The sequence below is a fragment of the Sphingomonas sp. Xoc002 genome, from assembly GCF_050408055.1.
Taxonomy (GTDB): domain Bacteria; phylum Pseudomonadota; class Alphaproteobacteria; order Sphingomonadales; family Sphingomonadaceae; genus Sphingomonas; species Sphingomonas yabuuchiae.
This window is the reverse complement of the sequence record NZ_CP191175.1, coordinates 2,339,895-2,365,163: the sequence shown is the minus strand read 5'-3', so window position 1 is coordinate 2,365,163 and position 25,269 is coordinate 2,339,895. Positions and strand designations below refer to the sequence as shown.

Sequence of the window (25,269 nt, the reverse complement as noted above, 5' to 3'; positions counted from 1 at the left end):
ACTGAAGGGCCGTCCGGAAGGGCGGCCCTTTTTCTTTGGCCTTCGTTATGGCGTATCGCGTGCCGATCGGGCTAGAGATGGGCGGATGCAGCGTTTCGGCCCGGCCTTTCTCGGATGATTGCGATCGGTGACACCGAGGCGGTCCTGTTGGGTGCAGGCGCCTGTGCCCTGATCGTGATCGGCATGGTGCTGCTCTATCTGGGTGTCCGCGCCCGGGCGGAGGCGTCGACGGTACGGCTGGAGCGCGATCGGCTCGACGCGATGCTGCGCGCCGGTCCGGCCCAGGCGATGGTGATCCGCAGCGACGGGCGGATCGAAATGCCCCGGCGGCTGGCCGACTGGCTGGGTCTGGCCGATGTCGCGCGCTTCCTCGAGGAACTGGCCTATGACGATGCCGGGCTTACGCCTGAGGACAAGGCGCTGCTCGCCGCCGATCTGAACGCCGCGCAGAAGACCGGGCGCCGTTTCCGCCGGATCGTCCGGCCGCAGGGATCGGTGCGAACGCTGCTGTTCGACGGTGCCCGCGCGCCCGCGCATCAGGGGGCGGCCGGAGAGGTCGTCATCTGGGTCTTCGACATGACCGAGACGCAGGACGAGATCGTCCGGCTCGACGGCGAGGCAAAGCGGCTCGGCGATGCGTTCCAGGCGCTGACCGGACTGATCGAGGCCGCCCCGCTGCCCATGTGGTATCGCGGCGCCGATCTGCGCCTCGCCATGGTCAACACCGCCTATGTCGAAGCGGTCGAGGGACGGGACGCCGCCGATGTCGTCGGGCGCGGCCTGGAACTGGTCGAGGGGTCGGGGCGCGGCGGTCCGCTGGCGGGCGCGGCGGCGGCGCGCGATCAGGGGCGGCCGCATGAGCAGGTGTTGCCCGCCACCATCGACGGCGCGCGCCGGGCGCTACGCATCTTCGACGTGCCGCTGCCGACCGGCGGCATCGCGGGCTTCGCCGTCGATATCGAGGATTTGGAACAGTCGCGCGCGGGCGCCAAGCGCTTTGCCGAGGCGCAACGCGCAATGCTCGACCGGCTGTCGGCGGCGGTCGCGCATTTCGGGCCGGACCGCGGCCTCGTCTTCTGTAACCAGCCCTTCCGCCGCATGTTCGCGATGCGCGCCGAGTGGCTGGCCGACCATCCCGAATTCGACCGCATCCTGGAGCGGATGCGCGAGGCCAATCGCAGCCCCGAAGTCCGCGACTTCCCCGGCTGGAAGGCGGAGCGCGTCGGCTGGTTCCGCCAGGCGAGCGGCGGGATCGAGGAGCAATGGCATCTGCCCGGCGGCACGCATTTGCGCGTCGTGGCGCAGCCGCTGCCCGATGGCGGCCTGCTGATGATCTTCGAGGATCGGACCGAGGAGGTGCAGCTGGCCTCCGCGCGCGACACGCTGCTGCGTGTACGCACCGCGACCTTCGACAATTTGTTCGAGGCGCTGGGCGTGTTCGCCGCCGATGGCCGGTTGCAGCTGTGGAACAACCGCTTCCGCGCGCTCTGGGGGCTGGAGGAGGATTTCCTGACCAGCCATCCGCGCGTCGACGCCTTTGCCGAGCGCGTGGCGGAGCGACTGGCGACGCCGGGCCGCTCGGCGCTGATCGTCGATCTGGTCCGCTCCGCGACGATCGAGCGGCAACAGCGCGGCGGGCGCGTCGCCTTCGCCGATGGGCGGCATTTCGAGTTTGCGGGCGTGCCGCTGCCCGATGGCAATGCACTGTTCACGCTGCTCGACATCACCGACAGCCGCCGCGCCGAACAAGCCTTGCGGGATCGTGCCGATGCGCTGGAGGCGGCGGACAAGGTCAAGACCGCCTTCGTCGCCAATATGAGCTATGAGCTGCGCACGCCGCTGACCTCGATCAGTGGTTTTGCCGAGATGCTGCATGGCGGGTTTGCCGGGCCGCTGCCGGAGACGGCGACCAGCTATGTCGAGGCGATCCTCGAATCGACCGAGCGGCTGGGCCTGCTGGTCGACGATGTGCTCGACCTGACCCGCGATCAGGCGGATGGCGGCATCGCGCGCGAGGATGTTGAGTTGGCCCGCGTCGCACGGGCGGCGGCCGATACGATCCGGCCGATCGCGGGACGCCGCAAGCTCGACTTCGCGGTCGAGGTGCATCGCTCGCTCGGCCGGATCACCGGCGACCGCCGCCGGTTGCAGGAGACGATCGAGCATCTGCTGCGCCACGCGGTCGAACAGACGCCGGAGGGCGGGCGCATCCTGCTCCACGCCGATGGTGATTCGGCGCGCGCGCGGATCGTGGTGTCGGACGACGGGCAGGGGATGGACGAACAGGCCGTCGCGCGTGCCTTCGATCGTTTTGCCGAGCCGGGCATAAAGGCGACAGGCGAGCGTGCGCTGGGCCTCGGCCTGCCGCTCGCCAAGAAATTCGTCGAGGCGCATGGCGGCACCGTCACCCTGTTGTCCGAACCGGGCGAGGGCACGCTAGTCACCGTCGAACTGCCCCGGCGCGTGGCGGAAAAGGAAAATCCATGACGATCCGGCTGGCCGACGCCGCCGCCACCGAGGATTTCGGGCGTCGGCTGGCCGCGCATATCCGCCCCGGCGATGTGGTGACGCTGACCGGGACGCTGGGGGCGGGCAAGACCAGCTTGGCGCGCGGGCTGCTCGCCGCGCTCGGCCTGCCCGGCGAGGCTCCGTCCCCGAGCTTTGCCATCGTCCAGCCCTATGCCCCGCCCGAGACCGTGATCCCGGTCCTGCATGTCGATCTCTACCGCCTCGACGGGCCGGAGCAGATGGAGGAATTGGGGCTGGACGAGGCACTGTGGGACTCCGCGCTGATCGTCGAATGGCCCGACCGGGCAGGTGAGGGTGCTTGGCCGCAGGCCCTGGCGCTGACCATCGCGATGGATCCGGGCGGCGGACGTATCTTGACAGCACAGGTCCCCTCGGGCTGGGAAAACCGATGGCCGATATGACCCCTCCGGCGGATGCGCCCGCCTTTCTGACGACGCTGGGATGGGAGGGGGCGGTGATCGCCCCGCTCGCCGGAGACGCCTCGTTTCGCCGTTATTTCCGGGTGACGCTGGGGGCGCGCCGCGCCGTTCTGATGGACGCGCCGCCGCCGCATGAGGACCCGCGTCCCTTCATCGCCATCGCCCGCTGGCTGGTCGGCAAGGGCTTTGCCGCGCCGACGATCCTGGGCGCGGACGAGGAACGTGGCCTGGTCCTGATCGAGGATTTCGGCGACGACCGGATGCGCGAGGCGATCGAGGCCGATCCCGATGCGACGGTGCAGCTCTACAGCGATGCGGTCGACCTGCTGGCCGCGCTGCGCAACCACGCGCCCGAGGGGCTGGCGCCCTATGACACCGCCGTCCTTCACCGTGAGGCGGCGCTCCTGCCCGAATGGTACGCGCCCGCCGTCGGCCTGGATGTCGATGTCGAGGGTTATCGCGCGGCCTGGGACCAGGTGTTCGCCCATGCGCTGGCGGACAGGCCCGTCACCGTGCTGCGCGATTATCATGTCGAGAATCTGATGCTGGTCGGGCCGAAACGGACGCTCGGTCTGCTCGACTTCCAGGACGCGCTGGCCGGGCATCCGGCCTATGACCTCGTCTCGCTGCTCCAGGATGCGCGGCGCGATGTCGAGCCATCGATCGAAGAGGCGATGCTCAGGCGCTATCTGGCCGCGACCGGCGAAGGCGATGCCTTCCTGAACGCCTATCACGTGCTGGGCGCGCAGCGGAATGCCAAGATCGTCGGCATTTTCACCCGCCTCTGGAAGCGCGACGGCAAGCCGCGTTATGCCGCGCTGTGCCCGCGTGTCTGGGCCTATCTGGAACGCGATCTGTCGCAGCCGGTGCTGGCGCCGGTGGCCGCCTGGTTCGACGATAACGTGCCGCCCGAACGGCGCGGCGACCCGAAGGTGCTGACCCGATGACCCGGCAACTCTCGCTTCGTCCGACGCCCTCGGGTCGGGTGCCGCGCACCGCGATGGTGATGGCGGCGGGGTTGGGCAAGCGGATGCGTCCGCTGACCGCCACGCGGCCCAAGCCGCTGGTGTCGGTGGCGGGCAAGCCGCTGATCGACCATGTCTTCGACCGGCTGGTCGCGGCGGGGATCGAGCGGGCGGTGGTCAATGTCCACTATCTCGCCGACCAGCTGGAAGCGCATCTGAAGGATCGCTTTCCGGGGATCGAAGTCATCATTTCGGACGAGCGCGAGCAATTGCTCGAAACCGGCGGCGGGCTGGTCAAGGCCAGGCCCCTGCTGGGCGACGATCCAATCCTGGTCGTCAACAGCGACAATCTGTGGATCGACGGGCCGGTCGACGCGATCCGTCTGCTCGCCTCGCGCTGGGACGAGGCGACGATGGACGCGCTCCTCCTGATGGTGCCGCTGGCGCGGGCGCACAATCATGACGGGCAGGGCGACTTTTACCTTGGCGCCGATGGCCGGATCACTGCGCGGCGTCAGCGCGGCCGGGTCGCGCCTTTCTCCTATACCGGGCTTCAGATCCTGCACCCGCGCCTGATCGCCGACGCGCCCGAGGGGCCCTTCTCGACCAACCTGTTCTGGAACCGCGCGATCGAGGCGGAGCGCGCTTTCGGGCAGGTGCATCAGGGGCTGTGGTTCGATGTCGGCACCCCGCGCGCCATCCCGCAGACGGAGCTGATCCTCGCGGATGGGTGAGCCACGCCGCCCGAGGCTGCATACCATCCCAGCGCATCGTGGTTTTGCCGATGCGCTGGTCGCCGGGCTGATGCGGCGCAGCGGTGGCGATCCGCTGACGCTGGCGCAGGGCATGATCCTGCTGCCGACCAATCGCGGCGTCCGCGCGGTGACCGAGGCGTTCGTCCGCGCGAGCGGCGGGGGCCTGATCCTGCCGCGCATGGTCGCGCTGGGCGATCCCGAACTGGGCGAGGCGGCGGGCTCCGCGCTCGACCCCGCCGATGCCGAAGCACCCCCGCCGCCCGCCATCGCACCCTCCGCGCGCCGGATGATCCTGGCGCGGCTGGTCGAGCAGGAGCGGCAACGCGCGGGCCAGCCGGTGACGGCGGCCGAAGCCGTTCGGCTGGCGGGCGACCTCGCCCGCACGCTGGACCAGATGCTAGTCGAAGAGGTCGATCCGGCCGAACTCGCCGCACTCGACCTGGGCCCCGAGCTGACCGAGCATTGGCAGTCGGCGCTGGCGACCTTTTCAGTGGTGCTCGACCGCTGGCCCGCCGTGCTGGAACGGATGGGGCGGATCGATGCGGCGAAGCGCCGCACCCTGCTGCTCGACCGGACGGCCAAGCGCTGGGCCCAGGCGCAGCCCGGCGGGTTCGTGTGTGCGGCGGGTGTCACCGATACCGCGCCTGCGGTCGCGCGGCTGCTGCGCTGCGTGTCGGAGATGCCGGGCGGCTCGGTGGTGTTCGCCGGGCTGGACCTGACCATGCCCGACGCGGAATGGGATGCGCTGGGCCCCCATAAGCCCGATCCCGAGACGGACCGCACCCGCCGCTCGATCGAGACGCACCCGCAATATGCGCTGAAACTGCTGCTCGACCGGATGGGCGTCGGGCGCGGCGAGGTGACGGTGTGGCGCGGCGGTGGCGACTATGACGCGGGGGCCGCGCGGGGTCGCGCCATCGCCAATGCCATGGCCCCGGCCGACTTTACCGGCAAATGGACCGACCTGCCCGCCGAGGACCGGCGGCTGTCGGGTGTCTCCACCATCGAACTCGCCACCCCCGCCGAAGAGGCACAGGCCATCGCGCTGGCGCTGCGCGAGGCGGTCGAGGAGCCGGGCCGTACCGCCGCGCTCGTCACCCCCGACCGCGCGTTGGCGCGGCGCGTGGCGGCGCATTGTCGGCGGTGGAACATCCTGATCGACGATACGGCGGGGCGGCCGCTTTCGATCCTGTTGCCGGGCACCTTTCTGCTGCAATTGGCCGAGGCAGCGGCGCAGCATTTCGCACCGTTACCGCTGCTCGCTCTGCTCAAGCACCCGCTGATCCGGGGCGAGATGGAGCGGGTCGAATGGCTGGACGGCGTCCGTGCGCTCGACCGGGCGCTCAGGGGGCCGCGCCCGGCGCCGGGTCTCGACGGCATCGCCGCTCATGTCGCCGACAAGCCCACGGCTTCCGCCTTCTGGGCCAAGGCCGCGCCGATGATGGAAGCGGTCGGACGGACATTCGGCGACGGGCCGCAGGGGTTGCGCAGCCTGCTCGCCTGTCTGCGCGAATGCGGGCAGATCCTGTGCGGCGATGCGCTATGGACCGGTCCCGCCGGTCGCGCGGCAGCGGAGTTCCTGGCGGGTTACGAGGAAGAGGCCGATCACGGCCCCGCCCGGGTCGATCCCGCCGAGCTGCCCGCGCTCCTTCGCAGCCTGTTCGACGAGATCGCGATCCGCGCCATCCCGCGTGAAGGCCAGCATCCCCGCCTCGCCATCTATGGGCCGATCGAGGCGCGTCTTCAGACCGCCGACCTGATGATCGCGGGCGGCCTGAACGAGGGCGTCTGGCCGGGGCGGCCTGCGCCGGACCCGTGGCTGGCGCCGCGTATTCGCTCGCTTTTGGGGCTGGTCGGGCTGGAGCAGCGGATCGGCATCGCCGCGCATGATCTGGCGCAGGCGATGGGGGCACCCCGTGCGATCCTGACCCGCGCGCGCCGCGATGCGAGCGGACCGACCCTGGCCTCGCGCTTCTGGTTGCGCCTTCAGGCCATGGCGGGCGAGCGGTTCGAGGCGCATCCGAGCCTAGCCGCCTGGGCGGTCGAGCTGGATCAACCCACCGGTCATTATCCCGCGACACGACCAGAACCGTCGCCGCCCGCCGCGCTGCGCCCCACCACCATTTCAGTGACCGAGGTCGACCGGCTCAAGGCTGACCCCTATGCATTCTACGCTCGCCGGGTTTTACGCCTGTCGCCGCTCGACCCGGTCGATGCCGACCCCAGCGCGGCGTGGCGCGGCACCGCCGTCCACGACATTCTGGAGATGTGGTGGAAGGAGGACGCTTGCGATGTCGAGGCGCTGCGTCCCCGTGCGCTGGCGATGCTGCGCGACCAGCGGACCCATCCGATGATGCGCGCGCTGTGGCAGCCCCGGTTGATCGAGGCGATCGACTGGATCGCCGCCGAGGTCGCCGCCAAGGCCGGCGAAGGCCGCCATGTCCTGAGTGCCGAGGGCAAGGGCGAGGCCAAGCTGGCGGGCGTGACGCTGACCGGCCGGTTCGACCGGATCGACAAGGCGGCGGACGGGTCGCTGGTGGTGATCGACTACAAGACCGGCAAGCCGCCCTCCACGACGGCGGTGCGCGAAGGGTTCAGCCTGCAACTCGGCCTGCTCGGCCTGATCGCCGAGCGGGGCGGGTTCGAGGGCGTGTCCGGCAAGGCGGGCGGGTTCGAATATTGGTCGCTGGGACGCGGGCGCGAGGGGCTGGGCTATATCGCCACCCCGGTCGACCCCGATGGCAAGCGCGAACGCATCCGTACCGACGAGTTCGTGTCCATTGCGGCGGCCAACTTCGCCGACGCGGCCGGGCAATGGCTGACCGGCGATGCGCCATTCACCGCGAAACTGGTCCCCGAATATGCGCCCTATGCGGAATATGACCAGCTGATGCGGCGGGATGAATGGTATGGCCGTGATCGGTAAATCCTGGGCTGTGTTCGCACGTAACTGCGTGGCCTTCGACTTCGCTCAGGCTGAACGGAGCGGGGGCTTGGGTCCTACCTCCGTTCACGCTGAGCGAAGTCGAAGCGCACGGGACTCTCGCGGCCCGGAGCATGCCGCATGAGCGCCCGTCCCATGGCCAACCTCCCCCCGCTGAAAGGCGATCAGGCCGCCGCGAGCGACCCCGCCGCGCATGTCTGGCTGTCCGCTTCGGCGGGCACCGGCAAGACGCAGGTGCTCGCCGCCCGCGTGTTTCGCCTGCTGCTGCGCGGTGTCGCGCCCGAGGCGTTTCTGTGCCTGACCTTCACCAAGGCGGGCGCGGCGGAGATGGCGCAGCGGATCAATGGCCGCCTCGCTGCCTGGGTGCGGATGCCCGAGACCGAGCTGTTCCGCGACCTGAAGGCGCTGGGCGAAACGCCAACACCGGACCTGCGCGACCGGGCGCGGACCTTGTTCGCCCGCGTGCTCGACGCGCCGGGCGGCGGGCTGCGCATCCAGACCATCCATGGCTTCTGCCAGGGGCTGCTCGCAGCCTTCCCGGTCGAGGCCGGGCTTGCGCCGGGCTTCCGACCGCTGGAAGCGCGCGAGGAAGCCGTGCTGGCGCGTGAGGCCTTGGCGCGGATGCTGGAAACCGCCGAGCGCGAGGGCCGTGTCGGCCCGGTCGAGACGGTCGGCGCACTCTCGCTGCGGCTGGGCGAGGGCGGGGCGGAGGGCTTCCTCGCCGCCTGCGCCCGCGCGCCGGGTGCGCTGGAGGCGCTGCCGACCGGCATCCAGCCCTGGCTCCGCCGCGCGCTCGATCTGCCTTCTGGGGATATCGACGAGGCGATTGCCGAGAGTGTCGAGGAGATCGACGAGGACATGGTCGTGCGTCTGGCGGGGGCGAACCGCGCCTGGGGCACCACGACCGGCGACAAGGCGGCAACGACGCTGGAGCGCTGGATCGGCAGCGACCGGGCGGGGCGGGTTGCGCTGCTCGAAGAATTGATGGGCACGGTCTTCACCGCCAAGGGCGAACCGCGCAAGGCGTCAAAGAAGCTGACCGACGCCGATCCCGATTATGAGGACATGGCGCGCGAACTGGGTGAGACCTGCCGCCATTTGCTGGGTCTGGCGGCGCGGGCGCGTCATGCCGATCTGCTCGCCGATGCGCTGAGCGTGGGGCGTGACTATGCGCGCGCCTATACCTTGTCGAAGCGCGCGATCGGGGCGGTCGATTTCGACGACCTGATCCGCACCACCGTCGAGCTGCTAGAGCGGCCCGGCATCGGTGAATGGGTCCGCTACAAGCTCGACCAGGTGACCGAGCATGTCCTGATCGACGAGGCGCAGGACACCAACGCGCATCAGTGGCGGATCGTGCGCGCGCTGGCGGACGAGTTTTTTGTCGGGCGCGGCCTCTATGCGCCGTCTACTCGGACGCTGTTCACCGTGGGCGATCACAAACAGGCGATCTTCGGTTTCCAGGGCACCGACCCGATCAACTTTCAGGCGGCCGAGCTGCATTTCTCGCGCCGCGCGGACGAGGTGGCGGGCGACGACGAATGGCCGCCCGAAGAGCGCGGCCTGCCGTTCAACCAGTTGTCGCTGACCCACAGTTTCCGCTCGACCACGCCGATTCTCGAGTTCGTCGATGCCGCCATCGAGGCGCTGGGCGAGCCGGGCATGGGCATGGCGGGCGAAGTGGAGCGCCATGCGAGCGAGGTGAAGGGCCCCGGCCGCGTCACGCTCTGGCCGCCGGTCGTGGCGGGCGGTAGCGACGAGGACGAGGAGGGCTGGATCGACGATGCGGTGCGCAAAGTGGCGACCGATATCGCGCGCGCCGTCCGTCGCTGGCTGGACGACGGCATCATGCTGGAGAGCAAGGGACGCCGTCTGGAGCCGCAGGACATCATGATCCTGGTCAAGCGGCGCGGCGACCTCGCCTCGCTGATCGTCGCGCGGCTCTATGCCGAGGGAGTGCCGGTGGCGGGTGTCGACCGTCTGCGGCTGAACGCGCCGCTGGCGGTGCAGGATCTGCTGGCGACGGTGCGGTTCGCGCTTCAGCCTGAGGACGACCTGTCGCTGGCGTCGTTGCTGGTGTCGCCGCTGATCGGCTGGTCGCAGGATCGGTTGATGGCGGCCGGGCACCGGGCGCGCGGATCGCTCTGGGCGCATCTGACGCGGACCTTGCCCGCCGACGATCTGGCCCCGCTCCGCCAGATGCTGGCGCGTGCCGATGTGTCGACGCCCTACCAGTTTCTGGAGGAATTGCTGTCGGGGCCGCTCGACGGGCGGCGCAAGCTGATCCGGCGGCTGGGGACCGAGGCGCGCGATCCGATCGAGGAACTGCTCAACGCCGCGCTGACCTTCGAAAGCACGACGACGCCCTCGCTCCAGCGGTTCCTCGACTGGTTCGATCGCGGCGATGTCGAGATCGTGCGCGATCCGTCCGCGCCGCTCGATGCCGTGCGGGTGATGACCGCGCATGGTTCCAAGGGGTTGCAGGCGCCGCTTGTCATCCTGGCCGACGCGACCGCCGATCCGACCGCAAGCCCTCGTTCGATCCTGCGCTGGACGCCCGAGCCGGGGGCATTGCCGATCCCGGTATTCCCGCCGCGTGCCGAGGAACGGGGCGGGCCGCTGGATGCCGTCGCCGCCGAGATCGCCGCGCGCGAACTGGCCGAGCATTGGCGGCTCTTCTACGTCGCGGCGACGCGGGCGGAGGAGCAACTGGTGGTCGCGGGGGCGCTGGGCAAGCGGGCGGCGGGCGTACCGCCGATGCACAGCTGGTACGCGACCTGCGCACGGGCGATGACCGCGCTGGGCGTGCCCGAGGTCGAGCCGGGCGACGGTCAGTCGCGCCAGTTCCTCGGCACCCTGCCACAGCCGCCGGTCGCGGCCCGACCCGGCACTATGGTCGTGGCGGCGGCGCGGGAGGAGACGCGGCTGCCCGACTGGGTTCATGCGCCCGCGCCGCAGGAGTCGCGGCCGCCGCGCCCGCTTGCACCGTCGCAGCTGGGCGAGGACATGGTCGCCGATCCGCCCCCCACGCCCGCCATGCGCGCCGCCGCCGAGCGGGGGCGGTTGATCCATTGTCTGCTCGAACGTCTGCCGCCGGTGGCACCGGAGCAGCGGCGTGGGGCGGCCGAGCGCTGGCTGTCCCAGGCGGCGGGGGTCGAGGATGCGGCCATGCGCGCCGATGTGACGGGGGCGGTCTTCGCGATCCTCGACGATCCGGCCTATGCGCCGCTGTTCGGGCCGGGTTCGCTGGCCGAAGCGCCGATCGCGGCGACGCTGGCCAATGGGCTCGTGGTGTCGGGTCGGGTCGACCGGCTGCTGATCGATGCCGACGAGATACGCCTGATCGACTATAAGACCGGGCGGCGCGCGCCCGGCGGGATCGATGATGTGCCCGCATTCCATCTGGCGCAGATGGCGGGTTATGCCGCCGCGCTGGAGGTGATCTTTCCGGGTCGGCGCGTATCGGTGGCGCTGCTCTACACGGCGGGGCCTCGCCTGATCACCGTGCCCGATGCGCTGCTGGCCGCGCACAAGCCCGGCTATCGCGACCGGGAGCAAAGCTTGGCGCTCGGTGGTTGAGCGACCGACGCGCGCGTCCTAGATGGATGGCAATCCAAGGAGTATTGAGACTATGGCAACCAAGCAGATCACCGACGCCAGCTTCGAAGCGGACGTCCTGAACTCCGACAAGCCGGTGCTGGTCGATTTCTGGGCCGAGTGGTGCGGACCGTGCAAGATGATCGGCCCGTCGCTGGAAGAGCTGTCGGAAGAACTGGGCGAGCAGGTGACGATCGCCAAGCTGAACATCGACGACAATCCCGACGCGCCGGGCCGTTACGGCGTGCGCGGCATCCCGACGATGATCCTGTTCAAGGGCGGTGCCGCCGCCGCGACCAAGGTCGGTGCCGAGCCCAAGGGCCGGATCAAGGCCTGGCTCGAAGGCGCGCTTTAAGGTTTAGACGGTCTCGGTGAGACACCTTTCCCTCCCCTCGATCCCCTCCCGCCTGCGGGAGGGGAGGAAGAAGAGCGGTAGGTTGTAGAACCCTTCGCGCGCCTTCAAGCACGCCCCTCCCGCAAGCGGGAGGGGATGGGGGAGGGCAGGAGGTCTCACCGAGATCAGCGCTCGCGGCACTCCGCTCCCCAAACCCCTCCCGCCTGCGGGAGGGGCTTTTTATTGGGTTCAACTCAACGGGATCATCACCACGTCGCGAAACGGCGCCCGGTCCTGTAACGCGGCATACCAGCGTTCCAGATTGGGCCGCGAAGGCCGCTCGACCGGCAGCTGGAACCACGTATTCGCATAGGCCGCGACCGGAATATCCCCGACGCCGAACGAATCACCCGACAACCATTCCTGCCGCGCCAGCACATCGTCGAGGATCGCGGACAACCCCGCCGCCCGTGCCACGCTCCGCTCGATCAGCGCGGTGTCGCGCGCTTCGGGGGCCGTGCGGACCATCTGAAAAAAGATCGGCCGGATCGCATCCGCCCAGGTGAAGCCCCAGTCCATCCACCGCTCGACCGAGGCGCGGGCCTGCGGATCGACGGGATAGAAATCCTCGCCACCCCGCGTCGCCGCCATATAGCGCAGGATGCTGTTCGACTCCCACAGGACGAAGCCGTCGTCCTCGATCGTCGGGATCAGCGCATTGGGGTTGAGCGTGCGGTATGCCTCATCCATGCCGAACGGGCCACCGACATCGCGCCGGTCATAGGCCAGCCCCATCTCCTCGGCCAGCCAGACGACCTTCTTGACGTTGTGCGAGTTGATCCGGCCCCAGATGGTCAGCATAGGCTTCAGCTCCTGTAATCGGCGTTGATCGAGATATAGCCGTGGGTCAGGTCGCAGGTCCAAACCGTCGCGACGCCTTCGCCCAGGCCCAGATCGACGCCGACCGCGATCTCCTGTCCCTTCAGGTGTGCGGCGACGGGCGCTTCGTCATAGCCCTCGACCGCCAAGCCGTCCTTAGCAACCAGCGTCTCGCCGAAGCGGATCGACAGCCTGTCGCGCTCGGCCGGTTCGCCCGCCTTGCCGACCGCCATGACGACGCGGCCCCAATTGGCGTCCTCGCCCGCGATCGCGGTCTTCACCAGCGGCGAGTTGGCGATCGACATGGCGATGCGGTGCGCCGAACGGTCGCTCTCCGCGCCCTCGACGCGGATTTTGATCAGCTTGGTCGCACCCTCGCCATCGCGCACGACCAGCAGCGCGAGCTGATGGCACAGATCGGCCAGCGCCGCACGGAAGGCCTCCGCCCCGTCGCTCTCGTCGTCGATCAGCGGCGCATTGCCCGCCTTACCCGTCGCAAAGGCCAGCACCGTGTCGCTGGTCGAGGTGTCGCCATCGACCGTGATGCACGAAAAGCTGCGGCCATTGGCGGCGCCCAGGGTACGTTGCAGGAACTCTGGCGCGACGGCCGCATCGGTGAAGATGAAGCCCAGCATCGTCGCCATGTCCGGCGCGATCATGCCGGAGCCCTTGATGATGCCCGCCAGCGTCACCGTGCGGCCATCGACGACGGCGGTCGTCGTTGCGCCCTTGGCGAAGGTGTCGGTGGTCATGATCGTCGCGGCGGCGTCTTCCCAGCCACAGGGCTCGGCGGTGAAGGCGGCGTCGAGGCCCGCCTCCGCCTTGTCGATAGGCAGCGGCACGCCGATCACCCCGGTCGAGGCGACGAACACGTCCGAGGGCTGGCACTCCATCGCGGCGGCGGTGCGCGCGGCGATGGCCTCGACGGCGGCGCGGCCCCGGTGGCCGGTAAAGGCATTGGAATTGCCCGCATTGACGACCAGCGCACGGGCCTGGCCCAGAACCAGCGCCTTGCGGCACCATTCGACCTCCGGGCTGGGGCATTTGCTGGTGGTCAGCACGCCCGCCACGCTGGTCCCCTCGGGCAGCGTCACGAAGGTCAGGTCGCAGCGATCCCACTTTTTATACTGCGCGCGGGCGATGCGCAGCGTCACGCCGTCGATCGCGGGCAAAGCGGGAAAGGGCTGGGCGAGGGGAGAGGTGGCGATGCTCATGGCCCGTGCTTTGCCGCTTGCGCGCGCGCGCTGCAACGGGTTGATACGGGAGGCGAGCGATTTTGATTGGGGGGTATCGGGGGATGATCTTGCTGGCGCTGACGTTGCTGGGGCAAGGGATGGTGGCTACTGCGGGTGACGGCCCCAAGCCCGAATTGATCGGTAATATGGCCGCTGCCTTTGCCCCGGAAAACTATCCCCCGGCGGCTTTGCGGGGACGGGAAGAGGGCTTGGTCGTCGCTGATCTGACGATCGATGCGCATGGGCTGGTGGTCGGCTGCAAAATACTCGAGTCGGCGTCGACGGCGTTGGACGAGCAAACGTGCCGGATCGTCATGTCGCGCGCCGATTTGTTTCGTGCCGCAAAGGACAAACGCGGCAAAGCGATGATCGGCCACTTTGCTCTTCGCGTTCGCTGGAGCTTACCCAGCGGTGATACTGAATTTCATGAGGCCGCCCGTTCTGGGTCAACGATATCGGAACTGACCGTCGAGGCTGATGGTCGGGTGAGCGACTGCCGGGTATATACCATGCCGGGCCATAACGTGATTCCCAACGTACCCTGTCCGCCGTCGGTCGCGGGGCTGCAAAAGGCGGTCATGGAGCATAGTGGCAGCAGGACCCCGCCACGCTTCCGTTACATGGGGTTTACCCATCGCATTTTCGATGACGGAACAGTGATCAACGATGAGGTTCCCGAAGGAGCGGTCGTCCTTCAGCGTTATAGGGTCGATTTCGCGATCGATGCGACGGGCAAGGCGGTTGATTGTCGCGTGTCGATCAGTCTGGGTGGGGGCGGTGTGCCGCATGGGCCGACGCGTTGCGAAGTGGGAAGAGCGTTTGTGAAGGATCAGAATGTACCCAAGTCGGGTTATGACCAAGTGCAATGGGTTTATCAGATCCTGCCACCCCGCCCTTGATGCCCCCTCGGCCTCTATCGGTTGCGACCATGCAACGGATGGACGCGCCGCGCGTATCTGCCTAAGACAAGTCTCGCATGAACCTGCTTCTGCTCCTTTCCGCTCTTTTGTCCGCGCTGACCGGCGTGGGTGCGAGTGCGCGTGGGCAGGAGGCGCGTGGGGTCGTTGCCGAGCGCTGCATCGTGGCCGCTGCCAAGCAGGCCGCCGTTGCCCGCGCCGCGACGCGACCGGTGCAGACGCTCGTTGCGCTGGTGGATAGCGCCGGACCTCTCGGCATGTTCCGGGCCGTCACGCCCCGGCCGGTTGCCGCGATCTTCATGGGCCGTCGGCGCGAATAGCCCCGGCGTCGGCCGTGGCCGACCCCATTCCCTTGCCATTGCAGTCGCGCGCGCCCCGCTTCGACCGGCGCTGCGCCCATCTCACGATATTTCAGTCAGGAAATCGCTTATGTTCGGCGGCCTCGCCAAGTCCCTGTTCGGTTCGTCCAACGACCGTTACGTCAAGTCGCTCAAGCCGACCGTCGCCAAGATCGCCGCCTTCGAGCCCGAGATGGAGGCGATGACCGACGAACAGCTCGCCGCGCAGACGGTGAAGTTCCGCGAACAGCTCGATAACGGCGCCACGCTCGACAGCCTGCTGCCCGAAGCCTTCGCGACCGTGCGCGAGGCTGCGCGTCGCGTGCTGGGCCAGCGTCACTATGACGTGCAGATGATCGGCGGCATCGTGCTCCACCGGGGCGAAATCGCCGAGATGCGCACCGGCGAGGGCAAGACGCTGGTCGCCACGCTCGCCACCTATCTGAACGCGCTGCCCGGCAAGGGCGTGCACGTCGTGACCGTCAACGACTATCTGGCCAGCCGCGACGCCGCGACCATGGGCCGGGTCTATAATTTCCTGGGCCTGACCACCGGCACCATCATCCCCAATCTGGACGATGCGCAGCGCCGCGCGGCCTATGACGCCGACATCACCTATGGCACGAACAACGAGTTCGGCTTCGACTATCTTCGCGACAATATGAAGTATGAGCGCTCGTCGATGGTGCAGCGCCCCTTCAACTATGCGATCGTCGACGAGGTGGACTCGATCCTGATCGACGAGGCGCGCACGCCGCTGATCATCTCCGGCCCGACCGACGACAAGTCCGAGCTGTATATCGGCGTCGATGCGATCGTGAAGCAGCTGACCGCTGACGATTACGAGAAGGACGAGAAGCAGAAGTCGATCATCCTGACCGAGGACGGCACCGAGCGCGCCGAACGACTGCTGGAGGCAGCCGGGCTGCTCCAGGGCGAGAATCTCTATGATTTCGAGAATACGCAGGTCGTCCATCACCTGAACCAGGCGCTGCGCGCGAACATGATGTTTAAGCGCGACACCGATTACATCGTGAAGGACGGCAAGGTCGTCATCATCGACGAATTCACCGGCCGCATGATGGACGGGCGTCGCTGGTCGGAAGGCCTGCACCAGGCGGTCGAGGCGAAGGAGGGCGTCAATATCGAGCCCGAGAACCAGACCATGGCCTCGATCACCTTCCAGAATTATTTCCGCATGTATCCGAAGATTTCGGGCATGACCGGCACCGCCGCGACCGAAGCGGGCGAATTCTACGACATCTACAAGATCAACGTCGTCACCATCCCGACCAACGTGCCGATCGCGCGTGTCGACGAGGAGGACGAGTTCTACAAGAACACGCAGGACAAGTTCCTGGCGATCGCCAAGAAGATCCGCGACCACGCCGCCAAGGGGCAGCCGGTGCTGGTCGGCACCGTGTCGATCGAGAAGTCGGAACTGCTCAGCGAATTCCTGACCCAGGAAGCCGTGCCGCATAAGGTGCTGAACGCCCGCTACCACGAGATGGAGGCGCATATCGTCGCGCAGGCGGGCCGTCTGGGCGCCGTCACCATCGCGACCAACATGGCGGGTCGCGGCACCGACATCCAGCTGGGCGGCAACCTGGAATTCCGGATGCTCGACGAGCATCCCGATCTGGTCGAGGGTACGCCGGAATATGAGGAGGCGGCCGCCCGCATCCGCACCGAGATCGTCGCCGAAAAGCAGAAGGTGCTGGAAGCGGGCGGTCTGTTCGTGCTGGGCACCGAACGCCATGAAAGCCGCCGCATCGACAACCAGCTGCGCGGCCGTTCGGGCCGTCAGGGCGATCCGGGCCTGTCGCGCTTCTACCTCAGCCTGGACGACGATCTGCTCCGCATCTTCGGTCCGGACACGCTGTTCGCCAAGATGATGCGCAGCAATATCGAGGATGGCGAGGCGATCGGCAGCAAGTGGCTGTCCAAGGCGATCGAGACCGCACAGAAGAAGGTCGAGGCGCGCAACTACGACATCCGCAAGCAGGTCGTCGAATATGATGACGTGATGAACGACCAGCGGAAGGTCATCTACGAACAGCGCGCCGACATCATGGATGCCGAGACGGTGGGCGAGGTCGTCGCCGACATGCGTGCCGAGACGGTCAATGCGATCGTCGGCACCGCCTGCCCGCCCAACAGCTATCCCGAGCAGTGGGATGTCGCGGGCATGAAGCAGCAGCTGAAGGACCTGCTGAACCTCGAGCCGCCGATCGACGACTGGATGACCGAGGAAGCGATCGACCCGGAGATCGTCCTCGAGCGCGTCTCCGCCGAGGCCGATGCGATGGTCGAGGCCAAGGCCAAGGAGTTGGAGCCCGACACCTGGACCAGCGTCGAAAAGTCGATCCTGCTCCAGAATCTGGACCATCACTGGAAGGAGCATCTGGCGACGCTGGACGCGCTGCGCCAGGTCGTCCACCTGCGCGCCTATGCGCAGAAGACGCCGATCAACGAATATAAGCACGAGGCGTTTTCGCTGTTCCAGCGGATGCTCGACAATATCCGCGAGGATGTGACGCGCACCATCGCCTATGCCCAGTTCCAGTTGCAGGCGCCGCCGGAACTGCCCGAGCTGCCCGACTTCATCACCTCGCACTTCGATCCGTTCACCGGCGAGGACAATACGAACGATTGGGACGCCGCCGCGCGCGGGCTGCTCCAGCCGCAGATGCCGCCGATGCAGATCCCGCAGCCCGAGGGCATGGACCTCGGTACCGACCCTTCGCAGTGGGAAGGTCGCGTCAACCGCAACGCGCCGTGCCCGTGCGGCTCGGGCCTGAAGTACAAGCATTGCCACGGAGCGGTGACGGCCTGATCCATTTTCGATCGGTAGCGTAAAAGGGCGGCGGACTTCGGTTCGCCGCCTTTTCTGTTCCTCCCCGGTACGGGGAGGTGGCAGGCCGAAGGCCTGACGGAGGGGGCGTTCCTCATTGCGTGTCTCTCGGGGAAAGCCCCCTCCACCATGCTTCGCATGGTCCCCCTCCCCGTACCGGGGAGGATATATAAAACAGACAGGTCTTGTTCAGTTACCAAGGGCGATCCTCAGCCGACAGGGAGGATCAATCATGAAGCACTATGCGCTGCTGGCCGTCTTAACAGCCTCACTACCCGCTGCCGCGCCTGCGCAGTTCGTCAGCGCCGGGCCACCCTCCGATATCCTCGCCATGCCCAACCAGCCGAGCGTCACGGCCGACCGACGCGACATTCGCCGCTCGATCCGTGAGGGACGGCGCAGCGGCGACATATCGCGCGCCGAGGCCCGATCCTTCAAGCGTGAGGATGCCGCGATCGGTGCGTTGGGGGACCGCTTCGGGCAGGACGGACTATCACCATCCGAGGAACGCGAGTTGCAGGTCCGCACCGAGGCATTGCGCGGCATGGTCAATGCACGCCGGGTGCGTGGCGGTCGCCCGTAAATCAAGAAAAAGGGCGGCCACCCCAAAGGTGACCGCCCCATGATCCGATACCTTGGCCGAATTACTTCGGCATCACCACCGTCGGCCCGATCGTCGAGACGATCGCACGGGCGTCGAAGGCGCGGAGGTTGTCGCGCGGGATCGGACCCTTGCGCATCACGACCTCGGCCGTCGCTTCGTAGCGGTCGATGGTATTGATATCCATGTTGTTGCCGAAGAAGGGATCACCCCAGAACGGGTCCCAGCTGCGCCAGCCGAAGCCGCGGCCATAATAGCGCCACGACGGACCCCACCAGCCGCCGCCCCAGCCACCGAAGCCCGGCCCGAAGGCACCCGGCGTCGAATAGGTGCGCGAGCGCAGCTGCGTGTCGCGGTCGGCCATGACGAAATAGTCATAGCCATTGGCCAGCGTCAGCTCGGCCGCGCGGTACAGCAGATAGCGCTCGACTGTGTCGCGCGACGTCACGGTGTTGCCCGCGAAGCTGACGATGAAGCGACCCGGCTCCAGCTGCTGGTCCGAATAGCCGGTGCGGTAGAAGCCCGAACCCGTTGCCGGGCGATAGGTGGTTTCGGTCGCACATCCCGCGACCATCAAAGTGCTGGCGCCGAGCAGCGCGAGCGCGATCTTCCGACCGAATTGCATGGACACTTCTTCCTTTCCTTGCCGCTCGACCAGGCCGGACGGCAACAGCCCTGTAGCTGGCGCCGGTCTAACCTATCCCGGCAGAACGGTCGATGAACGGTTTGGCTCCCGCGATGAATAGTGCGTCACACGCCCGCCATATGGATTGCAATTTGCCGCCGATGCGGTGCGCGGCGGTGTTCGAACAAATAGATGCCCTGCCATGTCCCCAGCATCAGCCGCCCGCCGATCAGCGGAATGGACAGGTGAACACCGGTCAGGATGCTGCGCAGATGCGCGGGCATGTCGTCCGGCCCCTCGTCGTCATGGGCATAGGCGCGGGCATCCTCGGGCGCGATGCGGGCGAAATAATCGAGGATGTCGGTCTTCACCTCGGGCGCGGCATTTTCCTGGATGATCAGCGAGGCGGAGGTGTGCCGACAGAACAGGGTCAACAGCCCTTCGTCCATGCCCTGTTCGCGGACCCAGGCGGCGACGGGCCGGGTGATCTCGGTCAGGCCCTGACCATGGGTGTCGACGGTGATGATGGTGGTGGCTTGGCGCATCGCTCCTCAATGCCTGACCGGTCCTGTCGGTGCCAGTCGCGCTGGAATTGAACAGGTTCGCGGCAAGCGCGTTGTGCGGGCTTGAAGATAAGGAGACCTGCCATGAAAGCCCTGCTCGCCGCTCTGGCCGTCGTTACTGTTGCCGCGCCTATCGCCGCGACGCCCGCCGTCGCCCAGGATCGTGACTATCGCTGGCATGGCGATCGTGACGATTGGGATGCCTCGCGCGATTACCGTCGCGGCAACCATCGCGAGCGTCGCCTCAGCCGCGAAGACCAGATCTATCGTGGTCGCGACGGCCGGACCTATTGCAAGCGCAATGACGGCACGACCGGCCTGGTGGTCGGCGCGGTCGGCGGTGGCGTGTTGGGCAATGTGATCGGCGGCGGTACGCTGGGCACGCTGCTGGGCGCAGGCGGCGGTGCGCTGCTCGGCCGTTCGATCGATCGCGGCAAGGTCCGCTGCCGCTAAGTTCGGCGAGAGAAAGGGCGTCGGTGACAGGGTTCACCGGCGCCCTTTCATTTTTCTGGCCAAGGACGACGCTCCTGCATCATGATGCGCGCGGGAGGGCCGATATGGCATTTGATCTGAGACTGACGACCGCGATGGCGGCGGCGTTGCTGGCAAGCGGCTGTAATCGCGCCAAAGCCGATGACAATTGGACGACCGATCGCGACACGGCGATCTGCACCGATGCACAGGGTGTGCGCCTGCCCGACGATCGCTGTCGCCAGCATCGCGTGGGCGGCGGCGGCGGGGCTTTCTGGTATTTTCTGGGTCGCGGCCGCGCCATTCCCTGGTTCGGCGAACGCGCGACCGGCGGCAGCTTCCGTGCCGCGACCGGTGGCCGCTATGCCTATGCACCGCCCGGTAGCGCAATGACCCGGTCCGCCGCCGTCAGCCGTGGCGGCTTCGGCAGCTCGGCGCGCCGCTTCGGCAGCATCCACGCATGATTCGCCAGACACTGACCCCGCGACCCGACTGGCAGGCCAAGGTCGAGGCGCTGGGCCTGATCTGGCATGAGGGGCGCGATCGGCCCTATTGGGACGAAAGCGCCTGCTATCGTTTCACCCGCGCCCAGATCGACACGATCGAGGGCGCAACGGGCGAGCTGTACCGCCTGTTCCTGGCGGCGGGGGAGGCGGTGGTCAGCGACCCCGCGCTTCTGAACCGTTTCGCCATCCCGCCCGTCTTCCACGACCCGATCCGTGAAGCCTGGGAGGCCGAACCGCCCGCGTTGAATTTCGGGCGGTTCGATCTGGGCTATGACGGTTCGGGTGCTCCGAAGCTGTTCGAGTTCAACTGCGACACGCCGACGTCATTGTTGGAGGCGGCCGTCGTGCAATGGGCGTGGAAGGAAGAACTTTTCCCCGCGCTCGACCAGTATAACAGCCTGCACGAGGCGCTGGTCGCCCGCTGGGCCGAGATCGGGTCCGCTCTGCCCGCCACGCTTCATGTCGCGCATGTCGAAGACCCGGCGGGCGAGGATGCCGTCACCGCCGCCTATCTGCGTGATACCGCCGAGGCGGCCGGTATCACCACCATCCCCATCCTGATGGACCGGATCGGCTGGAACCACGACACGCATTGCTTCGTCGACGAAGCGGACATGCGGATCGAGGCGCTGTTCAAGCTCTATCCCTGGGAATGGCTGGTCCATGAGGAGTTTGCCGGGCCGCTGCTCGACAATCTGGAGCGCGGCGACCTGGCCTGGATCGAGCCGATCTGGAAGATGATCTGGTCGAACAAGGCGATCCTGCCGGTGCTGTGGGACCTGTTCCCCGGCCACCCCAACCTGCTGCCTGCGAGCTTTTCGGTGCCGAGCGGCGATGCGGTGGCCAAGCCTTTATTGTCGCGCGAGGGCGCAAACGTCTCGATCCGCAAGGCGGGCAGCATCGTGGCGGAGACTGCGGGAGACTATGGCGAGGAGGGTTATATCTACCAGTCGCTCTACCGTCTGCCGGAGGCGGCGCCGGGATGTTTTCCGGTACTGGGCAGCTGGGTCGTGGAGGGCGTGCCGGTGGGGATGGGCATTCGCGAGGACGGGCTGATCACCTCGAACACGGCACGGTTCGTACCGCATGTGATCGACGGCTGATCCGTCATGGCTGGCGCTGTCTGGGAGAAGACAGCGCCGGTGGCTCCCTGAGTAGGATTCGAACCTACGGCCGCTCGATTAACAGTCGAGTGGAAACGGCAGTTTTCTGCGGGGCTTTCTGACCTTTTCCCCGTCTGTTCACGGTAGCCACCCCCTTAGGCATACTGGTTTTGTCATAATGCCGCTGGACCCGCGAATCACCTGTGATTAGCGTCGAGCGCTCGCCCCTCGCTGAGGCATAACGATGCGCCGCCACCGCCCCAGATCCGAGCATATTCGGGACGCCTCGAACATGGTCCAGCCGAGCCCGCCCGGGCGTGATGACCAGACCCCGAGCCGATGGGAGCGGGTCGAGATCTGGCTCGAATTCGGCGGCTTCGCCGTCCTGTCCGCCTCGGGTCTGATCGCCAGCGCCTGGGGTGCGATACGCTATGTCGCCGGGTGGTCCTGATCGCGCCACACCCCTGAGCGGCGCAACTGGCGCACGATCCCGTTGAACGCCGCCGTCACGCCCTGGGCGCGCCCGATCTCATTCGACTGCCCGGCCGATTCCCAGAACGTCGTCAGCGGCCAGCGCTCGGGGCAGTGGGACAGTAGGCAGCGGAGGGCGAGGCGGACCGGGATCGTGTCACACCGGCGCTCACCGCTCTCGATCATGGCTTGGCGAAGGACCTGGACGGAAAGTTCGACGACGATTCGATGATGGCGGCGCATCATGCTATGGAACGTAACGGGAACAAAGAATCAAGGGACCTGCCATGGCACGCTGCCGCCTCTGCACCAGCAATGACGATCAGGCGCTCATCGAGTATCTGGCTGAGAAGCTATGGGACAGTCGTATGGGCGAATTCGAGATTGCAACGCCATGGAGCGATGCAGGCACCTATTGGCAGGCTAAGATGCGGGAAATGGCGGTGTCCGCTAAATTGGCTCTGCTCGGTTGAGCGACCTGGTAGGAAACCGCCCTAGAAGGTGGGGGAAGTATCCAATGCAGCTGATGCGAATTATTTTGGCGTTTTGTGCAGCCGGGACCCTGTGCTCCTGCAATAACAAACAAAGGACATTCACTTCTGAGCCCTTGATTGCTATTGACTTTGACGATGGGCCTAAGAGTGCTGCATTTCTGTCAGATCCCCAAAAGCTTTATAGACTTGAACCTGCGGAAGATTGTCAATCCTGTATATCGGCCTACGAGAAAGTTGAGACAGAAGATGGAGGTGGGCCATATATATGCAGTTATCGCATGGTTGTCTCCGGTATTTTAACGCATAATACAGAGATTAGTGGATTGCCGCCGCATCCTCCAAGGGGCACTATTAAAATTCTTAAGGTTGAAAAATCGCCTTACCTTTTTGAGTGTAAGATAAATTCAGAAGATTTGCTGCACAACTAGCATGCAGCCATTCGTTTAGTCTTGGCGCCCCTCTGCAAAGCCTGATGCCGAAGCAGAGCAGGGACGGTTAGAGATGTATGGTAGCATGCATGCTAACGCCAGCTATTCTACCGCTGCATGGTAGCCGCCACGATGAGGGGCGCGATCTTACACGTCAGGCCTGCGGACGCTCCAGCACATACCCCCAGCCGCGCTCTGTGACGATCATCACCTCTCCGCCCAGGCTGCGCAGCCAGCGGCGCAGCCTGCATATCCGCACCTTGGCCACATCGGTCTCGGCATCCTCTCCTACCGTCAGCATGGCGAGGGTGAGATGCGAGACTCGGCCACGCCGGACGAGGTGGTAAAGCGTCTCCACCTCGCCGGGCGGCCGGTGGTACCGGATGCCCTTCCAATAGACTGCCCCCGGATCCCGCTGGACGATCAAACCGAACCGCTCCACGCGATCGGGCTGGTCGGCTCCGCAATGGGGGCAGGCATGGGACATCAGCTGGCGCTCCACCGTGGTTTGGGATCGCCAACAACTCCGGTCCAAACCCGTTTGATCTTGATAGTGATTGGCGCGGCGCCCGCCGCAAAGGCCTCTGCGCCGCGAAGGCGAAGGCGCAGCGTCACATTAGGTCCGGTAGACGACGCACCCACCAATACAGGGTCTGTCGCGATCCAGAACGTCTTGGCCGATCCGTCCGACTTGCTACTATTGCCATAGGTGCTGTCGAGGTCGAGAGCGCGAGCTTCCATCGTGCTGCCCGCGTCATACAGATAAGCCGTGGGGACACCGACATAAGGACTGGCAGGAACTTCCACCTCGAAATACGTGGCGACATACTGCCCAGCCATATCGGACACCGGGATTGTGCCCGCCGTTCCATAGGTGAAATTGAAGCCTTCTTCGGCGATGCTGCCGGACACGGGCTGCACTGTAACGACAAGCGACTGACCACCGGTTGCGGCATTCGCCTCGAGAGATGCGACAGCGGTGGATACGGTGCCGGATGCGTTGATCAGACGATATCCAGTCGGGACCTGCCCCGATACCGTGCCTGCGGCTGTTCCCGTGGTGCCGGTAAACGTCGGATTGGGCTGCTTGTTCGGGGTGATCCGGGCCAGAAGCTGATTGTCGCTCGGGAGGATCAGGTCCAGGCGGCTGTTCAGGTACAGCGACAGTCGTGCCGCGCCCAGCGAATTGGGATGCAGCGTATCGTAAAAATTGTCCGATGAAGCGTAATTGCTGCCATCGAGTGGGAAGGGGATATCCCAATCCAGCAGCAGCGCTTTTGTCGGCCCGACCGACGCGGCCCAAGCGCGCAATGCAGTGTTGATGCGCATACGCGAAGCGACGTTTGCAGGCGTATCGAGGCCGGTGCCACTAGCTGCCCAGGGCAGCATTGTGCCGACCAGCACATACTTTCCTGCATTGATAGCGGGCATCAGAATTTGGTCGATGATCGTCTGCTCGGCGTTTGGCAGCGCAGCGCTGTTGACTGTCGCCGAATAGGCGAGGATCGGGGCCCCCATCGCCAAAGTGGAAGGCAAGAGGCCGGCGTGGAAGCTGACAGGCGAGCCCGACACTGCGCGATTGCCACCGTCGACCCATTGCTTGGTATAGCTGCTGCTGCCCCCCGCGGCGGCATTGTCGCGGGCGGTCGTATTGGACGGCCATTCCTCCATGGCGAATCGTGGCTTCAGGGCCTGCGCCACCTCGTAGTGACCCGCATTGAGCTTGCGGACCAGCTTATCACCAGGGCTTGCACCGAAGGTCCCGTGAGCAACTGTGCTGTCACCGAGAACGCTGATCTTGGTGCCAACTGGAAATTGCGGAAAGATAGACGGTATCGTGCCAGCGATAGGGCGCGACACGGCCGCGAGCATGCCAAGCCCCGCGCCAACCTGAGCGACGCTCAACGGGACGAAGACCCTCGCCAGGGCGGCGTTGGTTGCGCCGTGCTGCAAGACGACTTCGGTCATGTCGGCCTGGCTGAGCTGCGGGCCTACAGCTAGCGCTCCGGCTTCGCTGGGATTCGCAGCAGCAGCAACCCCAGCCCGGACCGCTGCAGAAGCGATCTCATCGGCGACGGTCAGGCGGCGCGGGTGATTGAGCGGGAAGCGCGGATCGAACAGCAGAATGGTCTTCATCGAGAAGCTCCAGAATTCAGGAGGATCGCCGCCGACGGGGCTGGCGAGGAAGGGATTGCGACCCGCGCTGCATCACGCGCGCGTCAGCGCGGCCACGCGTCCCAG

23 protein-coding genes are annotated in these 25,269 nt (G+C 66.6%); 16 read left to right on the top strand and 7 right to left on the bottom strand.

From position 1 onward, the window contains the following. Positions 1–114: 114 nt before the first annotated feature. The 7 genes from ACQR50_RS10675 to trxA all read left to right on the top strand — a co-directional run bounded on the left by ACQR50_RS10675 (position 115) and on the right by trxA (position 11,564). Positions 115–2,487: a PAS-domain containing protein gene (locus tag ACQR50_RS10675; RefSeq protein ID WP_428968308.1), complete on the top strand. Its 2,373-nt coding sequence runs from the start codon at positions 115–117 to the stop codon at positions 2,485–2,487. Further along, positions 2,484–2,930, top strand: a complete 447-nt coding sequence (tsaE, locus tag ACQR50_RS10670; RefSeq protein WP_428968307.1) for a tRNA (adenosine(37)-N6)-threonylcarbamoyltransferase complex ATPase subunit type 1 TsaE — start codon at positions 2,484–2,486, stop codon at positions 2,928–2,930. The genes ACQR50_RS10675 and tsaE overlap by 4 nt, the downstream gene beginning before the upstream one ends. After that, complete coding sequence (locus ACQR50_RS10665; RefSeq protein ID WP_428970685.1) at positions 2,927–3,895, top strand: aminoglycoside phosphotransferase family protein; 969 nt, start codon at positions 2,927–2,929, stop codon at positions 3,893–3,895. The genes tsaE and ACQR50_RS10665 overlap by 4 nt, the downstream gene beginning before the upstream one ends. Then, positions 3,892–4,647 (top strand): nucleotidyltransferase family protein, encoded by a 756-nt coding sequence (locus tag ACQR50_RS10660; RefSeq protein WP_428968306.1) that lies wholly within the window; start codon positions 3,892–3,894, stop codon positions 4,645–4,647. Before ACQR50_RS10665 ends, ACQR50_RS10660 begins: the two co-directional genes overlap by 4 nt. Next, positions 4,640–7,594, top strand: a complete 2,955-nt coding sequence (locus tag ACQR50_RS10655; protein ID WP_428968305.1) for a PD-(D/E)XK nuclease family protein — start codon at positions 4,640–4,642, stop codon at positions 7,592–7,594. The genes ACQR50_RS10660 and ACQR50_RS10655 overlap by 8 nt, the downstream gene beginning before the upstream one ends. Before the next feature lie 138 nt (positions 7,595–7,732). Then, positions 7,733–11,191 carry a double-strand break repair helicase AddA gene (gene addA / locus ACQR50_RS10650; protein ID WP_428968304.1) on the top strand — a complete coding sequence of 1,153 codons (3,459 nt, stop codon included), beginning with the start codon at positions 7,733–7,735 and terminating at the stop codon, positions 11,189–11,191. A gap of 52 nt (positions 11,192–11,243) precedes the next feature. Beyond that, positions 11,244–11,564: a thioredoxin gene (trxA, locus tag ACQR50_RS10645; RefSeq protein WP_007404159.1), complete on the top strand. Its 321-nt coding sequence runs from the start codon at positions 11,244–11,246 to the stop codon at positions 11,562–11,564. Between the two features lie 228 nt (positions 11,565–11,792). Here trxA and ACQR50_RS10640 read toward each other — a convergent pair whose 3' ends face one another. Next, positions 11,793–12,404: a glutathione S-transferase family protein gene (locus ACQR50_RS10640; protein ID WP_428968303.1), complete on the bottom strand. Its 612-nt coding sequence runs from the start codon at positions 12,402–12,404 to the stop codon at positions 11,793–11,795. Positions 12,405–12,409: 5 nt separating this feature from the next. Further along, on the bottom strand, positions 12,410–13,636 hold the full coding sequence (argJ, locus tag ACQR50_RS10635) for a bifunctional glutamate N-acetyltransferase/amino-acid acetyltransferase ArgJ (RefSeq protein ID WP_428968302.1): 1,227 nt from the start codon (positions 13,634–13,636) through the stop codon (positions 12,410–12,412). Positions 13,637–13,719: 83 nt separating this feature from the next. Between argJ and ACQR50_RS10630 the strand changes: the two genes are divergently transcribed. The 4 genes from ACQR50_RS10630 to ACQR50_RS10615 all read left to right on the top strand — a co-directional run bounded on the left by ACQR50_RS10630 (position 13,720) and on the right by ACQR50_RS10615 (position 18,349). Continuing rightward, complete coding sequence (locus ACQR50_RS10630; protein ID WP_428968301.1) at positions 13,720–14,556, top strand: energy transducer TonB; 837 nt, start codon at positions 13,720–13,722, stop codon at positions 14,554–14,556. Positions 14,557–14,633: 77 nt separating this feature from the next. Further along, entirely contained in the window at positions 14,634–14,894 is a 261-nt protein-coding gene (locus ACQR50_RS10625; RefSeq protein WP_428968300.1) for a hypothetical protein, read from the top strand. Positions 14,895–15,003: 109 nt separating this feature from the next. Then, positions 15,004–17,748 carry a preprotein translocase subunit SecA gene (gene secA, locus ACQR50_RS10620; protein ID WP_428968299.1) on the top strand — a complete coding sequence of 915 codons (2,745 nt, stop codon included), beginning with the start codon at positions 15,004–15,006 and terminating at the stop codon, positions 17,746–17,748. 250 nt (positions 17,749–17,998) lie between these two features. Continuing rightward, positions 17,999–18,349, top strand: coding sequence for a hypothetical protein (locus tag ACQR50_RS10615; protein WP_428968298.1), 351 nt, complete (start codon positions 17,999–18,001; stop codon positions 18,347–18,349). Positions 18,350–18,410: 61 nt separating this feature from the next. Here ACQR50_RS10615 and ACQR50_RS10610 read toward each other — a convergent pair whose 3' ends face one another. Both ACQR50_RS10610 and ACQR50_RS10605 read right to left on the bottom strand, forming a co-directional pair. Next, on the bottom strand, positions 18,411–18,992 hold the full coding sequence (locus ACQR50_RS10610) for a CC0125/CC1285 family lipoprotein (protein ID WP_052811366.1): 582 nt from the start codon (positions 18,990–18,992) through the stop codon (positions 18,411–18,413). A gap of 125 nt (positions 18,993–19,117) precedes the next feature. Continuing rightward, positions 19,118–19,537, bottom strand: coding sequence for a secondary thiamine-phosphate synthase enzyme YjbQ (locus ACQR50_RS10605; protein ID WP_428968297.1), 420 nt, complete (start codon positions 19,535–19,537; stop codon positions 19,118–19,120). A 102-nt stretch (positions 19,538–19,639) separates the two neighbouring features. Here ACQR50_RS10605 and ACQR50_RS10600 point away from each other — a divergent pair, with 102 nt between their 5' ends. The 4 genes from ACQR50_RS10600 (at position 19,640) to ACQR50_RS10585 (ending at position 22,086) form a co-directional block, all read left to right on the top strand. Next, a complete protein-coding gene (locus ACQR50_RS10600; RefSeq protein WP_056437916.1) occupies positions 19,640–20,008 on the top strand; it encodes a glycine zipper 2TM domain-containing protein in 369 nt (122 codons plus the stop codon). A 104-nt stretch (positions 20,009–20,112) separates the two neighbouring features. Continuing rightward, positions 20,113–20,490, top strand: a complete 378-nt coding sequence (locus tag ACQR50_RS10595; RefSeq protein WP_428968296.1) for a hypothetical protein — start codon at positions 20,113–20,115, stop codon at positions 20,488–20,490. Beyond that, entirely contained in the window at positions 20,487–21,635 is a 1,149-nt protein-coding gene (locus tag ACQR50_RS10590) for a glutathionylspermidine synthase family protein (protein WP_428968295.1), read from the top strand. Before ACQR50_RS10595 ends, ACQR50_RS10590 begins: the two co-directional genes overlap by 4 nt. Before the next feature lie 292 nt (positions 21,636–21,927). Next, positions 21,928–22,086, top strand: a complete 159-nt coding sequence (locus ACQR50_RS10585) for a hypothetical protein (RefSeq protein ID WP_428968294.1) — start codon at positions 21,928–21,930, stop codon at positions 22,084–22,086. Here the strand turns inward: ACQR50_RS10585 and ACQR50_RS10580 are convergent. After that, on the bottom strand, positions 22,065–22,352 hold the full coding sequence (locus ACQR50_RS10580) for a hypothetical protein (RefSeq protein WP_428968293.1): 288 nt from the start codon (positions 22,350–22,352) through the stop codon (positions 22,065–22,067). The genes ACQR50_RS10585 and ACQR50_RS10580 overlap by 22 nt on opposite strands. A 41-nt stretch (positions 22,353–22,393) precedes the next feature. On the opposite strand from ACQR50_RS10580, the gene ACQR50_RS10575 reads away from it, so the two are divergent. Next, positions 22,394–22,579 (top strand): hypothetical protein, encoded by a 186-nt coding sequence (locus tag ACQR50_RS10575; RefSeq protein ID WP_428968292.1) that lies wholly within the window; start codon positions 22,394–22,396, stop codon positions 22,577–22,579. A 603-nt stretch (positions 22,580–23,182) separates the two neighbouring features. Here the strand turns inward: ACQR50_RS10575 and ACQR50_RS10570 are convergent. Further along, positions 23,183–23,515, bottom strand: a complete 333-nt coding sequence (locus tag ACQR50_RS10570; RefSeq protein WP_428968291.1) for a hypothetical protein — start codon at positions 23,513–23,515, stop codon at positions 23,183–23,185. Then, complete coding sequence (locus tag ACQR50_RS10565) at positions 23,515–25,164, bottom strand: hypothetical protein (protein WP_428968290.1); 1,650 nt, start codon at positions 25,162–25,164, stop codon at positions 23,515–23,517. Before ACQR50_RS10565 ends, ACQR50_RS10570 begins: the two co-directional genes overlap by 1 nt. Positions 25,165–25,269 lie beyond the last annotated feature (105 nt).